10 protein-coding genes are annotated in these 14,645 nt (G+C 72.8%); 6 read left to right on the top strand and 4 right to left on the bottom strand.

The window, feature by feature from the left end:
* Positions 1-342 precede the first annotated feature (342 nt).
* Positions 343-831, bottom strand: a complete 489-nt coding sequence (locus ACWBNA_RS45730) for a PaaI family thioesterase (RefSeq protein ID WP_482710526.1) — start codon at positions 829-831, stop codon at positions 343-345.
* Between the two features lie 56 nt (positions 832-887).
* On the bottom strand, positions 888-3,167 hold the full coding sequence (locus tag ACWBNA_RS45735) for an FdhF/YdeP family oxidoreductase (protein WP_482710527.1): 2,280 nt from the start codon (positions 3,165-3,167) through the stop codon (positions 888-890).
* Between the two features lie 176 nt (positions 3,168-3,343).
* On the opposite strand from ACWBNA_RS45735, the gene polA reads away from it, so the two are divergent.
* The 3 genes from polA to ACWBNA_RS45750 all read left to right on the top strand — a co-directional run bounded on the left by polA (position 3,344) and on the right by ACWBNA_RS45750 (position 7,972).
* Positions 3,344-6,070 carry a DNA polymerase I gene (gene polA, locus ACWBNA_RS45740; protein WP_482710528.1) on the top strand — a complete coding sequence of 909 codons (2,727 nt, stop codon included), beginning with the start codon at positions 3,344-3,346 and terminating at the stop codon, positions 6,068-6,070.
* A gap of 470 nt (positions 6,071-6,540) precedes the next feature.
* The gene (locus ACWBNA_RS45745) at positions 6,541-6,729 is read left to right on the top strand and encodes a hypothetical protein (RefSeq protein WP_482710529.1); all 189 of its coding nucleotides are present in this window, start codon (positions 6,541-6,543) and stop codon (positions 6,727-6,729) included.
* Positions 6,730-7,462: 733 nt separating this feature from the next.
* Positions 7,463-7,972 (top strand): hypothetical protein, encoded by a 510-nt coding sequence (locus ACWBNA_RS45750; protein WP_482710530.1) that lies wholly within the window; start codon positions 7,463-7,465, stop codon positions 7,970-7,972.
* On the opposite strand, the gene ACWBNA_RS45755 is transcribed toward ACWBNA_RS45750, so the two are convergent.
* A complete protein-coding gene (locus tag ACWBNA_RS45755) occupies positions 7,893-8,747 on the bottom strand; it encodes a DUF4184 family protein (protein WP_482710531.1) in 855 nt (284 codons plus the stop codon). The genes ACWBNA_RS45750 and ACWBNA_RS45755 overlap by 80 nt on opposite strands.
* A gap of 300 nt (positions 8,748-9,047) precedes the next feature.
* Between ACWBNA_RS45755 and ACWBNA_RS45760 the strand changes: the two genes are divergently transcribed.
* From ACWBNA_RS45760 to pgfA, 3 genes are all read left to right on the top strand, one after another.
* Positions 9,048-10,757 carry a lytic transglycosylase domain-containing protein gene (locus ACWBNA_RS45760; protein WP_482710532.1) on the top strand — a complete coding sequence of 570 codons (1,710 nt, stop codon included), beginning with the start codon at positions 9,048-9,050 and terminating at the stop codon, positions 10,755-10,757.
* 152 nt (positions 10,758-10,909) lie between these two features.
* Complete coding sequence (locus tag ACWBNA_RS45765) at positions 10,910-11,044, top strand: SPW_0924 family protein (RefSeq protein WP_383860588.1); 135 nt, start codon at positions 10,910-10,912, stop codon at positions 11,042-11,044.
* 21 nt (positions 11,045-11,065) lie between these two features.
* Positions 11,066-12,058 carry a cell envelope lipid trafficking protein PgfA gene (gene pgfA, locus ACWBNA_RS45770; RefSeq protein WP_482710533.1) on the top strand — a complete coding sequence of 331 codons (993 nt, stop codon included), beginning with the start codon at positions 11,066-11,068 and terminating at the stop codon, positions 12,056-12,058.
* On the opposite strand, the gene hrpB is transcribed toward pgfA, so the two are convergent.
* Entirely contained in the window at positions 12,048-14,573 is a 2,526-nt protein-coding gene (hrpB, locus tag ACWBNA_RS45775) for an ATP-dependent helicase HrpB (RefSeq protein ID WP_482710534.1), read from the bottom strand. The two genes, pgfA and hrpB, sit on opposite strands and share 11 nt — an antisense overlap.
* Between the last annotated feature and the right edge of the window lie 72 nt (positions 14,574-14,645).

Here is a 14,645-nt window from a genome sequence, read left to right on the forward strand (position 1 = left end):
GCCGGCGTTGACGCGCCAACCGCTGCGGGCGGACACCCCCCGACACGTCCCCTTGCCGCCGTACGCGGGTGCGGGAGCGCCTACCTTGGCGACGCCGGTGACGGCCGGGCGAGGATCACCTCTCGACCGGCCGAGTCGGGTGGCGGGTGGGCCTGGGTCGGGGGTCCGGGGGCGGAGCCCTCGGGGCGAGGCCGGCCCTTCGACCCATCGAGTCGGGTGGTGGGTGGGCCTGGGCCGGGGGTCCGGGGGCGGAGCCCTCGGGGGGTGCACGCAGCGGCGCCGGGTGCGGGGAAGGGTGGCGGGGGGCCGGAGTGGCCCGGTGGCGTCAGCCGGCCCGCAGGGTCATCCGGCGGCGCGCATGGTGGCCTCGTCGGCCGGTGACGCGTCCCGCAGGAGGCAGGTCAGGCGTGCGGTGCACACGCGTCGCCCGGTCTCGTCGCTGATGACGATTTCGTACGTCGCCGTGGTCCGCCCCTGGTGCACGGGCGTGGCGACCCCGGTGACCAGTCCCGACCGTGCTCCGCGGTGGTGCGTGCAGTTGAGGTCGACGCCGACCGCGATCTTCGAGCTGCCCCCGTGCAGCATCGCTCCGACGGAGCCGAGCGTTTCGGCGAGTACGGCGGACGCGCCTCCGTGCAGCAGCCCGTACGGCTGGGTGTTCCCCTCGACCGGCATCGTTCCGACGACCCGCTGCGCCGACGCCTCCACGATCTGTACGCCCATCCGCGTGCCGAGGTGTCCCGCGGAGAACAGCGCGAGAAGGTCCACCCCGAGTGAGGCGTACTCGTCGATGACCTCCTGCGGGAACTTCACGTGCTGCTGCTCGCCCATGGCGCCCGGCTCCGTTCGTGGTGATCGGTACGGCTGTCTCGTCGCTGAGCAAACGCTCAGTCGGTTGCCGATTGTTCCAGACGGACGACGACGGACTTGCTGGCCGGGGTGTTGCTGGTGTCTGCGGTGGCGTCGAGTGGGACGAGGACGTTGGTCTCGGGGTAGTAGGCGGCCGCACAGCCCCGTGCCGTCGGGTAGTGCACGACCCGGAATCCGGGCGCGCGCCGTTCGGTTCCGTCCTTCCACTCGCTGACGAGGTCGACGTACGAGCCGTCGGTGACGCCGAGTGTGCGGGCGTCCTCGGGGTTGACGAGGACGACGCGGCGGCCGTTCTTGATGCCCCGGTAGCGGTCGTCGAGGCCGTAGATCGTGGTGTTGTACTGGTCGTGCGAGCGCAGGGTCTGCAGGAGGAGGCGGCCCTCGGGCAGCCTCGGGTACTCGACGGGCGCGGCGGTGAAGTTGGCCTTGCCGGTGGCCGTGGGGAAGCGGCGCTCGTCGCGCGGGGCGTGGGGGAGGGCGAAGCCGCTGGGGTCTGCCACGCGCGCGTTGAAGTCCTCGAAGCCGGGGATGACGCGGGCGATGCGGTCGCGGACGGTGGCGTAGTCCTTCTCGAACTCCTCCCACGGAACCTTGCTGTTGTCGCCGAGGACGCGGCGGGCGAGGCGGCACACGATCGCCGGTTCGGACAGCAGGTGGGTGCTCGCGGGCTCCAGGCGGCCGCGGGAGGCGTGCACCATGCCCATGGAGTCCTCGACGGTGACGAACTGTTCACCGCCGCCCTGGAGGTCGCGCTCGGTGCGGCCGAGGGTGGGGAGGATGAGGGCACGCGCGCCCGTGACGGCGTGTGAGCGGTTCAGTTTCGTCGAGACGTGCACGGTCAGGCGTGCGCGTCGCATGGCCGCCTCCGTGACGTCGGTGTCGGGGGAGGCCGAGACGAAGTTGCCGCCCATGGCGAAGAAGACCTTCGCCTTGTCGTCGCGCATCGCGCGGATGGCGCGTACGACGTCGTAGCCGTGGTGCCGGGGCGGCGCGAAGCCGAACTCCTTTTCCAGGGCGTCCAGGAAGGCGGGCGAGGGGCGTTCGAAGATGCCCATGGTGCGGTCGCCCTGCACGTTCGAGTGGCCGCGCACCGGGCACACGCCCGCGCCTGGGCGGCCGATGTTGCCGCGCAGGAGGAGGAAGTTGACGACCTCACGGATGGTGGGCACGGAGTGCTTGTGCTGGGTGAGGCCCATCGCCCAGCACACGATGGTGCGCTTCGAGGCGAGGATCATGCGCAGGGCTTCGTCGATGTCCGCGCGGGTGAGGCCGGTGGCGGTGAGTGTCTCGTCCCAGTCGGCGGACCGGGCCTCGGCCGCGAACTCCTCGTATCCGTGGGTGTGTTCGCGGACGAACTCCTCGTCGACCGCGCCCTGCGTGTCGAGGATGAGCTTGTTCAGGAGGCGGAAGAGGGCCTGGTCGCCGCCGATACGGATCTGCAGGAACAGGTCCGTGAGCGCGGCGCCCTTGAGCATGCCCTGGGGGGTCTGCGGGTTCTTGAAGCGCTCCAGGCCGGCCTCGGGCAGCGGGTTGACGCTGATGATCTTCGCGCCGTTGGCCTTGGCCTTCTCCAGGGCGGAGAGCATGCGCGGGTGGTTGGTGCCGGGGTTCTGGCCGGCGACGACGATCAGGTCGGCCTTGTAGAGGTCTTCGAGCAGGACGCTGCCCTTGCCGACGCCGATGGTCTCCGTCAGGGCCGAACCGGACGACTCGTGGCACATGTTGGAGCAGTCCGGCAGGTTGTTCGTGCCGAGCTCGCGGGCGAAGAGCTGGTAGAGGAAAGCGGCCTCGTTGCTGGTGCGCCCGGAGGTGTAGAAAAGGGCCTCGTCGGGGGAGGCGAGGGCGGTGATCTCCTCGGCGACGATGTCGAAGGCGCGCTCCCAGGTCACCGGCTCGTAGTGCGTTCCCCCTTCGGGCAGGTACATGGGGTGGGTCAGCCGGCCCTGCTGGCCCAGCCAGTAGCCGCTCCTGGTCGCGAGGTCGGCGACGGGGTGCGCGGCGAAGAACTCCGGGGTGACCCGGCGCAGGGTGGCCTCCTCGGCGACCGCCTTCGCGCCGTTCTCGCAGAACTCCGCCGCGTGCCGGTGCTCCGGCTCCGGCCAGGCGCAGCCCGGGCAGTCGAAGCCGTCCTTCTGGTTGACGCGCAGGAGGGTCAGGGCGGTGCGCTTCACGCCCATCTGCTGCTGCGCGATGCGCAGGGTGTGCCCGATGGCCGGGATCCCCGCGGCCGCGTGCTTCGGCTCGGCGACCTGTGGCGCGTCCTGAACCGGATCTGCCTTGGGCGGCTTCGTTGCCATCGCGCGCTCTCCTTCGCATGTGAAGTACCTCTCCGATCCTCGCACGCGCCGGTGACAACGATCGTGTCCAGGCGGGGGCGGGGGCGGGGGCAGTGGCCGTGGTGGGCGCCGCTCGGGAGTGGCCGTCGGGCGGCGGGCGGGTCTGAGTGTCAGTGGCTCGTGGCAGGATCGGGGGCGTGGCAGAAACAGCATCGAAGACGACCGCACACACCTCCGGCGGCGACCGGCCCCGCCTGATGCTCATGGACGGGCACTCACTGGCCTACCGCGCGTTCTTCGCGCTGCCCGCGGAGAACTTCACGACCGCGACGGGCCAGCCGACGAACGCGATCTACGGCTTCGCGTCGATGCTGGCGAACACCCTGCGCGACGAGGCGCCCACGCACTTCGCGGTGGCCTTCGACGTGTCTCGCAAGACCTGGCGCTCCGAGGAGTTCACCGAGTACAAGGCGAACCGCTCCAAGACGCCGGACGAGTTCAAGGGGCAGGTCGAGCTGATCGGCGAGCTGCTCGACGCGATGCACGCGCACCGCTTCGCCGTCGACGGCTTCGAGGCGGACGACGTCATCGCCACCCTCGCCACGCAGGCCGAGGCCGAGGGCTTCGACGTGCTGATCGTCACCGGCGACCGTGACTCCTTCCAGCTGGTCAGCGAGCACACCACGGTGCTGTACCCGACCAAGGGCGTTTCCGAGCTGACCCGGTTCACCCCGGAGAAGGTCGTCGAGAAGTACGGCCTGACGCCCGCGCAGTACCCCGACTTCGCGGCCCTGCGCGGCGACCCGTCCGACAACCTGCCCGGCATCCCGGGCGTCGGCGAGAAGACCGCCGCGAAGTGGATCAACCAGTTCGGGTCGTTCGCGGACCTGGTCGAGCGCGTCGACGAGGTCAAGGGCAAGGCCGGGCAGAATCTCCGCGAGCACCTGGAGGCCGTCAAGCTCAACCGGCGGCTGACCGAGATGGTGCGCACCGTCGAGCTGCCGAAGGCGGTCACCGACCTGGAGCGCGCGCCGTACGACCGCAAGGCCCTCGCCATGGTCCTCGACACCCTGGAGATCAGGAACCCCTCGCTGCGTGAGCGGCTGCTCGCCGTCGACCCGGGTGCCGAGGAAGCCGAGACGACACCGGTCGTCACGGGCGGCGTGGAGCTGGACGGCACCGTGCTGGCCACGGGCGAGCTGGCCGGCTGGCTCGCGGAGCACGGCACCGGGGTCCTCGGTGTGGCCACGGTCGACACCTGGGCGCTCGGCACCGGTTCGGTCGCCGAGATCGCGCTCGCCGCGGCCGGCGGAGCGGCCGCCTGGTTCGACCCGTCCCAGTTGGACGAGGCCGACGAGACCACCTTCGCGACCTGGCTCGCCGCCGCGGACCAGCCGAAGATCCTCCACAACGCCAAGGGCGTCATGCGCGTCTTCGCCGAGCACGGCTGGACGGTCGAGGGCGTGCGCATGGACACCGCGCTCGCCGCCTACCTGGTCAAGCCGGGCCGTCGCTCCTTCGACCTGGACGCGCTGTCCATGGAGTACCTGCACCGGGAGCTGGCCCCCGCCGCGGCGGCCGACGGGCAGCTGGCCTTCGGCGCGGACGACGGCGCCGAGGCCGAGGCGCTGATGATCCAGGCCCGCGCGGTCCTCGACCTGGGCGAGGCCTTCGCCGACCGCCTCCAGGAGGTCGGCGCCGTGGACCTGCTGGGTGACGTGGAGCTGCCCACCTCGGCCCTGCTGGCCCGGATGGAGCGGCACGGCATCGCGGCCGACCGGACCCACCTGGAAGCCATGGAGCAGATGTTCGCGGGCGCCGTGCAGCAGGCCGTGAAGGAGGCGCACGCGGCGGCGGGGCACGAGTTCAACCTGGGCTCGCCCAAGCAGCTCCAGGAGGTCCTCTTCGGCGAACTCGCCCTGCCCAAGACGAAGAAGACCAAGACCGGCTACACCACGGATGCCGACGCCCTCGCGTGGCTGGCCACCCAGACGGACAACGAACTGCCGGTGATCATGCTCCGGCACCGCGAGCAGGCCAAGCTGCGCGTCACCGTCGAGGGCCTCATCAAGGCGATCGCGACGGACGGCCGTATCCACACGACGTTCAACCAGACGGTGGCGGCGACCGGCCGCCTCTCCTCGACCGACCCGAACCTGCAGAACATCCCGGTCCGCACGGACGAGGGCAGGGCCATCCGCCGCGGCTTCGTGGTCGGCGAGGGCTTCGAGTCGCTCATGACGGCCGACTACAGCCAGATCGAACTGCGCGTGATGGCCCACCTGTCGGAGGACGCGGGCCTGATCGAGGCGTTCACCTCCGGCGAGGACCTGCACACGACGGCCGCCGCGCAGGTGTTCGCCGTGGAGCCCACCGCGGTGGACGCCGAGATGCGGCGCAAGATCAAGGCGATGTCGTACGGCCTGGCGTACGGCCTGTCGGCCTTCGGCCTCTCCCAGCAGCTGAACATCGAGGCGGCCGAGGCGCGCACCCTCATGGACGCGTACTTCGAGCGCTTCGGCGGCGTACGGGACTATCTGCGCCGGGCCGTGGACGAGGCGAGGGCGACGGGCTACACGGCGACCCTCTTCGGCCGCCGCCGTTACCTCCCCGACCTCAACAGCGACAACCGCCAGCGCCGCGAGGCGGCCGAGCGCATGGCGCTCAACGCCCCCATCCAGGGCACCGCCGCGGACATCGTCAAGATCGCCATGCTGAAGGTGGGCCAGGCGCTGGAGAAGGCGGACCTCAAGTCTCGCATGCTCCTCCAGGTCCACGACGAAATCGTCCTGGAAATCGCCCCCGGCGAGCGAGCGGCCACCGAAGAACTCGTCCGCCACGAAATGGCCAACGCCGTCCACCTCCGAGCCCCCCTGGACGTCTCGGTGGGCGTCGGCCCGGACTGGGAATCGGCAGCGCACTAGCCTCCGGCGGTCGGTCGGAGGGTTCGTTGGTGGCCCGGGCTGCGGTGAGAGCCTCCGGCGGCCGGGCGGGGGGCTCGTTCGTCGCCTGGGCTGCGGCGGAACCCTCCGGCGGTCGGTCGGAGGGTTCCTTCGTGGCCCGGCCTGCGACGGACGGGTCCTCCGCCGCAGCCCGGGCCGGTCCCCATGACCTGCTCCGGAGAGCCCCGCACCCGCACTCCGGGCCGCACCCCACCCGGACGCCCCGGGGCCACCCGGCACCTGCGTGCCCTGCCGCGCCGGCCCACCCCTGGACCTCGCGGCCCGGCCCTCGCGTGGCCGCCGCGCCGCTCCACCCGTGAACCTCCGGGGCCCGGCCCTCGCGCGGCCGCCGCGCTGGCCCACCCCTGATCCTCGGCGGCCCGGCATCATCCTGGTCTCCCTGCTGTCCCTGCTGGCCCGGCATCCGCGTGCCCTGCCGCGCCGCTCCACCCGTGAACCTCCGGGGCCCGGCCCTCGCGCGGCCGCCGCGCTGGCCCACCCCTGATCCTCGGCGGCCCGGCATCATCCTGGTCTCCCTGCTGTCCCTGCTGGCCCGGCATCCGCGTGCCCTGCCGCGCCGCTCCACCCGTGAACCTCCGGGGCCCGGCCCTCGCGCGGCCGCCGCGCTGGCCCACCCCTGATCCTCGGCGGCCCGGCATCATCCTGGTCTCCCTGCTGTCCCTGCTGGCCCGGCATCCGCGTGCCCTGCCGCGCCGCTCCACCCGTGAACCTCAGGGGTCCGGCCCTCGCGCGGCCGCCGCGCTGCTCCACCCTGATCCTCGGCGGCCCGGCGCCCGTGTGCCCTCCGCGCCGCTCCAACCCTGGACCTCGGTGGCCCGGCATCCGCGTGCCCTGCCGCGCAGGCCCACCCGTGGACCTCCGGGGTCCGGCCCTCGCGCGGCCGCCGCGCCGCTCCACCCGTGAACCTCAGGGGTCCGGCCCCCGCGCGACCACCGCGCCGCTCCACCCGTGAACCTCAGGGGTCCGGCCCCCGCGCGACCACCGCGCCGCTCTCCCCTGATCCTCGGCGGCCCGTCCACCCGCGCGCCCCACCGCGCCGGCCCACCCGTGAACCCCCCGGGGCTCGGCCCCCCGCACACCCCGCCGAACTCCACCCGCACACCCCCCGGGCCGCCCGGCCGCCCCTCACCAGCGTGCCCCGCCGTGCCGCTCCACCCGTGAAGCCGGGGGCCTGGCGTTCGGCACACCCCGGCGCCCCCCACTCCCGGCTCATCCTCAGCGCATCCTCACAAGCACGCACACCCCCCAGCTCACGACCCCCCGCGCAACCCCGCCCCACCCCCGGAGGGACCCGTCACTCGCGTGGCCCCCGCGAAGACGCCCCCGGGTGCCCCGGGCCGTAAGGATGCGGCCATGGGTATACGCACGCTTCACCGCCGGACGGCCCACGCACGGGCGCACGCCGAGACGGCACCGCCTGCACTGCCCCCGCCACCGGTTCCGGCCTTGGCGGCAGCCGCAAGCACCGCCCGCATCCCCGGCGATTTGCCGACGGTCCTGGGCCGGGTGAGCGCCGCCGTCCCCGGCGGCCTGGCGGCTCCTGTGCGCCGGGCCACGGGCGCCGGCACCGCCCGCGTCCCGGCCGGCCTCGCGACAGCGGTGCGTCACGCCGCCGCAGGCACCCGGCGCCGACTGGTCCGCCGCGAGCGGATCGCCGTACGGCAGGAGCGCGAGGCACCGGTCTGGCGGCTGTGGGCGGATCTGGGCCGCGGTTACCTGGCTCTGGCCCTCACCCTGCTACCGCGGTCGCGCCAGCTGCCCACGTTCACGGTGTTCACCGCCGTCAGTGAGCGGCCTGACCGCTCCGCTCTGCCTCGCCCAGCCCCGAACCGTCGTACCGGCGGGCCGGACGCCACACCCTGACCCCGGCGGCGTACAGCACGATCCCCAGGATCAGGCCCGCGCCCGCTCCGAAGCACAGCGTCGGAATCAGCTCCCAGGGCTTCGCGGTGGATCCCCAGTAGTCCCACCACCGTGTCGCCCGCTGCACCGCCGCGACCACCGCGCACCCGCCGATCACGGCACCGGCCCACCACCGGTCCCGGACCGACAGCGCCGGAACCCCCACCGGTTCGGCCGCGGGCGCCCGCCGCAGGGCGTGGCCGACGAACACGGCGATCACGACCGCGGCCACCGCGGAACCGCCGTACTGCAGGTACCAGTACAAAGGGGAGCCGGCCACCTTCTCGCCGAGCACGGGGAATATCCGCATCCCCCACCGGTCGAGGTGCGTGAACGCGTCCCACACGACGTGGGTCAGGGCACCGAGCGCGGCGGACACGTACCACCACGCCACCGAGACGGGCCGCACGCGCGCGCGTGGTGCTCCGCAGCGCGACAGCGTCGCGACCCGCCCCTGCCGGGCCGGCGGCAGCAGCGCCACCAGCGGCTCGCGCACCAGCAGCCACAGCCCGACCAACGCCCAGGCCACCAGCACGTCGAGCGTGAAGACGCCCGCGAAGGAGTGCGTGAACTCGCCGAACTCCATCGCCCCGGACACGACACTCGCCGCGTAGTAGGTCATGTCGGGCGCGAAGGAACCCGCCACGAGTGCGGCGGGCACCAGCCGGCCCCGGCCGCTTCCGTCGGTGCGTACGGCGGGCAGCACGGCCGCCGCATGGCTGAGGGTGAACGGCAACGGGGCTCCTTCAAGGTGATTGACAGATCAGGGCGATTGTCCGATGACGTCACGATCCCATATGGCCAACCGGTGAAAATCGGGCACGAACGGGTGCCCGAGGAAAGGAAGTTGTCGTAGGGTCGCTTGGGCCGCCGGGCTGGGGAGAGTGGTCGAACAGGCGAACAGGACAGGAACCTCGCCGTGGAGGGGCAACCCTCGGGGCGGGTCGATCGTCACAACAGGTCGAACGCTGTCGAGCGCAGTCGGCACGACAGAGGAGAGACGGGCGCTCGGGCGTCCACGGGAGGGGTTCACTTTATGGCGGCGCAATTCGGCAGGAGGCTGCGCAAGGGTGCGGCAACCACCGCCGTGGCCGCGCTCGCGGTCGCGGCCCTGTCCGCCTCGCAGGGTCCGGGCGCGACGGCCGACGACCAGCGCGGCAGAGCGGCCACCACCGGCGCCGACACCGCGGCCGACGTGAGCGCCGACACGGGCGGCGCGACCGGCAACTCCCCGTACTACACGGACCTCCCACCGCTGAACAGCCCGAGCCCTTCTCCGACCATCGGCACGCCCGCGTCCAAGGGTCCGACCGAGGCGGGCATTCCCGCGACCGTCCTCGACGCCTACAAGAAGGCCGCGTCCGCACTGCAGTCGGCCAAGCCCGGCTGCAATCTGCCCTGGCAGCTTCTCGCCGCGATCGGCAAGGTCGAGTCGGGCCAGGCCCGTGGCGGCAACGTCACCGCGGACGGCACCACGATCTCCCCGATCCTCGGCCCGCAACTCGACGGCAACGGCTTCGCGCTCATCAAGGACACCGACAACGGGGCGTACGACGGCAACAGCGCGTACGACCAGGCCGTCGGCCCCATGCAGTTCATCCCCTCCACCTGGGAGTGGGCGGGCCGCGACGGCAACGGCGACGGCAAGAAGGACCCCAACAACGTCTACGACGCCGCGCTCGCGGCCGGCCACTACCTGTGCCGCTTCGGCTGGGACCTGTCCACCCAGGCCGACCTCAACAGCGCGATCCTCAGCTACAACCACTCGCAGGACTACCTCAACACGGTCCTGTCGTGGCTGGAGTACTACCGCAAGGGCAGCCACGAGATCCCGGACGGCACCGGCAGCCTGCCCGGCAACCGCAGCGACGACAACGACACGGTGACCCCCAGGCCGTCGCCGCCGGCCTCGGTCAAGCCCAGCCCCAGGCCGGAGAAGCCCCAAACCGGCACTCCGAGCCCGACGCCGCCCCCGGCGACACCCCCGATCACCACGCCTCCGTCCACGCCCCCCACTCCCACCGACACGGTGGACCACCTGGAGGACGCGGGCACCGCCAAGCTCACCGCGCAGGCGGGCGACGCGTTCACCGAGAAGGTCAGCACCCGGGCCGAGACCAAGGCGGGCGCGGGCGTCGCCAAGGTCCGCGTGCGGTTCACGATCGTCGGTGCCACCGACGCCACCTTCGCCGGCGGCGAGAGCGTCGCCACGGTCGTCACCAACAGCACCGGCGTGGCTGTGGCGCCCGCCTTGCAGGCGGGCGAGAAGACGGGCGACTTCACGGTCCGCGTGACCGTCGTGGGCCGCTCCATCACCGGCCTCGACTATGACGCCACCGTCGCCGAGCGTGCCGCCGACACCCTCACCCGCACCAGCGACACCGCGCTGACCTGCGTACCGGGCGGCGAGTTCGCCGAGCAGGTCGAGGTGAAGGCGACGTACGACGGCGAGGTCGCGGACAAGGTGGCCGCCACCGCCACGTTGATCAAGTCGGCGCTGGACCCGTCCGAGAACGACAAGGGCCCCTATTTCAAGGACGCGGACGGCAAGACCGTGCGTACCCTGACCGGCCTTCAGACGGATGCGAACGGCCTGTTGAAGCTGCCGAAGCTGTACGCCGACGACACCGCCGGCACGTACATGCTCCGCATCACCACGGCGGGAGGCGCGGCGATCAACGTCCCGTTGACCGTCGAGGCGGCACAGACGTCCGCGCCGAGCCCGTCGGCGAGCCCTTCCGCATAGGAGACCTTCGCAGGAGACCTTCGTACGACGGCGGCGGCGCCCCTCCCGGTGGAGGGGCGTCGTCGTTGTGTGTGCAACGTGTTCTCATCTCGGCCGCCCGTTGCTACGGTGCCGGACCTGACGATGTATCAGTTCCAGCTCCGGAGGCAGGCATGCGCGCCCTGATCGCCGCCGCGACCGGTCTCGCCGTCGCGCTCGCCCTGGTCCTCACCATCACGGCGATGGGCGCGCCGACGGGCGACACGTCCCCGAAGCCGCTGTTGACGACGGTGCCCGCCCACCCGTAACGACTCGCGAGGGAGACCGAGATGCGCCGGAAGTCCAGTCTCGTCCTGCTCGCCCTCGCCGTGTTCTTCGCGGCCCTGTCCCCACTGCTGCGCTGGTACGCCTTCCCGCGCCTGGCCAAGATCCCGGCGAACCAGTACCAGGACATGGTCCTGGAGGCGAAGGACGCCACCCTCCTCGACTACGGCTCGATGAAGGCGAAGAAGGTTCCCAAGGTCACCGTCGTCCAGACCCTCAAGGGCAACGTGGAGGCATCCGAGAAGATCGAGAAGACGGCGGGCAAGGACGTGGTGGTCTGGGACGGCCTGTCCTACGTCCAGGGGCCTGACGGGAAGATGGTCTCCAAGGTCCCCGAGCGCTACATCTTCGACGCCCACACCCAGCAACCCGTCCACGCCGCCGGCGAGTCGGTCGACGGCGACCCCGTCAAACGCGAGGGCATCGAGTTCAAGTGGCCCTTCCTGACGGAGAAACGGGACTACGAGTACTTCGACGCGCAGGCGCGCATCACGGCCCCCATCCACTACAAGGGCACCCAGGACTTCCGGGGCGTCGAGGTCTACTACTTCGAGCAGACCATCCCCTGGACCAAGGTGCCCTTCCCCAAGACCCTGCCCGTCGCGGGCATCACCCCCGAGTCGGTCGCCGAGACCGGCACCACCCGCTGGTACACCACGGTCCGCAAGTTCTGGGTCGAACCCCTCACCGGCGCCCCCGTCTACGGGGAGGAGATCCACCGGGAGGAGCTGCGCGGCGGCAGCCTCCTCGGCGGCCGCGAGAAGGTGACGGCGTTCGCCGGACACGTGAAGATGCGCGAGGACTACATCGAGCACACCGTCGACCTGGTCAAGTCCAACCGCACGCCGATCCTGCTCCTGACGTCGTACCTGCCCTGGGGCTTCCTGGCGCTGGGCATCGCGCTGCTGTCCCTGTCCCTCTACCTGGAGGCCCGCGGCCGCCGCCCGGCCGGCCCGGCCGCGACGGACGCCTCAAAGCCGGAACCGGTCACCGCCTGAGCCGCGCGTTGGTGTACCGCGTCGGCTCCGCGCCGGCCGGATCCTCCGGCCACGGATGCTTCGGATACCGGCCGCGCAGCTCCGCCCGTACGCCCTTGTAGCCGTCCTTCCAGAACGACGCGAGGTCGGCGGTGACGGCGGCCGGCCGCCCCGCGGGGGAGAGGAGATGGACGAGCAGGGGCACCCCCGCCACCGACGGTGACTCCTGCAAGCCGAACATCTCCTGCAACTTCACGGCGAGCACGGGCTGTTCCGGGTTGCCGTAGTCGATCCTGATCCTCGACCCGCTGGGTACGGCGATCCGCTCGGGCGCCAGCTCGTCGAGCCGCCCGGCGTCGCCCGTGGCCCAGGGAAGCAGCCGGTTGAGCCCCTGCCCGGCATCGATCCGCGCGAGATCGGCCCGCCGCCGCGCCCGCCCGAGCTCGGGCTCCAGCCACTCGTCCACGCGCGCGTGCAGCGCGTCGTCGTGGACGTCGGGCCACGGATCCCCGAGGTGCAGGCGCACGAAGGCGAGCCGCTGCCGCAGTACGACGGCGTCGGCCGACCACCGCAGCAACCCGAACCCCTCTTGACGCAGCCCTTCGAGAAGGGCTTCCCGTACGAGACCGGCGTCGGCGTTCTTGAGAGGGCGCACCGCCACCTCGACGGCCCCCAGCCGTTCCACCCGCCGTGCGACGACGTCACCGTCGGCCCAGTGGACCTCGTCCCGAGTCTGCGCCAGCGTCCCCGCCGCCAGCCGGGCGACGCCCTCGTCCACCGCCGCCCCGAGCCGCACGCGCGCGTGCCCCTTGCCGACGGGCCGGTCGGCGACGGCGACGGCGATCCAGGAGGCACCGCGCAGGCCGCTGGCGTCGCCGACCTCGGCACGGGTTCCGGAGACCATGAGGTAGGAACCGCCGTCGGCCCTGGCGACCCGCTCGGGGAAGGCGAGAGCGGCGACGAGCCCGACGAGGGCGTCCTCGCCGGCGGTCGCCGGCGAACCTCCGTCGTGACGGGTGGGTGGCTGGGACGTCTCCGTGGCGACGGCCCGCAGTCGCCGGACCTCCGCACGCCACCGCCCGGCATAGGGGTCACCGCCGCGCCGCGCGGCCCGCAACGCGGCCGCCAGGTCGTCCCCGTACTCCCGGGGCGGCTCCTCGCTCAACAGCGCGACCACCTCGGCGGCCCGCTCCGCCCCCACCACTGCGGCCGAGTCCAGCAGCGCCCGCCCCAGCCGGGGATGCAGGCCGAGCCGGGCCAGCCGCACCCCTCGCTCCGTGGCCCGGCCGGCGGAGTCGACCGCTCCCACGGCCGTCAACACCGACCGCGCCGCCGCCATCGCCCCGCCCGGCGGCGGATCCAGCAGCGCCAGCCCGGCGGCGTCCGGATCACCCCAGCAGGCCGTCTGCAACGCGAACGCCGTCAGGTCGGCCACTTTGATCTCCGGCGAGGGGAAACGCGGCAGACGGGCGTCCTCGGCCTGTGCCCAGCACCGGTACACCGCGCCCGGCGCCTCACGCCCGGCCCGCCCCGCCCGCTGCCGCCCCGCGGCCTGCGAGGCCCGTACCGTCGTCAGCGCGCTCAGTCCGCGCGCGTGGTCGACCCGCGGCTCCCGCGCGAGCCCGGAGTCGACGACGACCCGCACCCCGGGAACCGTCAGGGAGGACTCGGCCACGGAGGTCGCCAGCACCACTCTGCGCCGCCCCGCGGGAGCCAGCACCGCGTCCTGCACGGCCGCGGGCGCCCGCCCGTGCACCTGCAGCACGTCCACACCGCCGAGATCGCCCAGCTGCCCGGCGACCCGTGCGATCTCGCCGACCCCCGGCAGGAAACACAGCACGTCCCCCGCCCGCTCGGCCAGCGCCCGCCGCACCACCGACGCCACGTGCGTCAGCAGCGCGGGGTCGACGCGCATCCCGTGCGGCGGCCGTACGGGACGTACCGGCGGCGCCCACACCACGTCCACCGGATACGACGTCCCCGCCGCCTCGATGACCGGCGCGCCGCCCAGCAGCCGCGCCCAGCCCTGCGCGTCGGTCGTCGCGGACGCGGCCACCAGCCGCAGCTCCGGCCGCAGTGTCTCGCGTACGTCCCACAGGAACGCCGCCACCGTGTCCGCGTCCAGATGCCGCTCGTGGCACTCGTCGAGCACCACCACGTCGATTCCGGCCAGCTCCGGGTCGCGTTGCAACCGCTGCAACAGCACACCGGTGGTGACGACCTCCACGCGCGCGTGGCGCCCCACGACCCGCTCCCCGCGCACGGTGAAGCCGACGCTCCCGCCGGCCTTCTCGCCCAGCAGCCACGCCATCCGCCGGGCCGCCGCCCGCGCCGCGATCCGCCGCGGCTCGGCCACGACCACCCGCCGCGCCGGCCCCTCGCCCAGCAGACCTGCCAGGACAAGCGGCACGAGGGTCGTCTTGCCGGTACCGGGCGGCGCGACGAGCACGGCGGTGCCGTGCCCGTCCAGGGCGTCGTTCAGACCGGGCAGGGCACCGCGTACGGGCAGGGCGTCCAGAGCGTCGTAACGGATCACGCCCCCAGTGTCGTACGCCCGCGAGAGGGGCCCCCGCGCGCGGGGGTTCTGATGCGGTCCCCTTCGCAGTTG

This window comes from Streptomyces sp. Q2 (assembly GCF_056820935.1).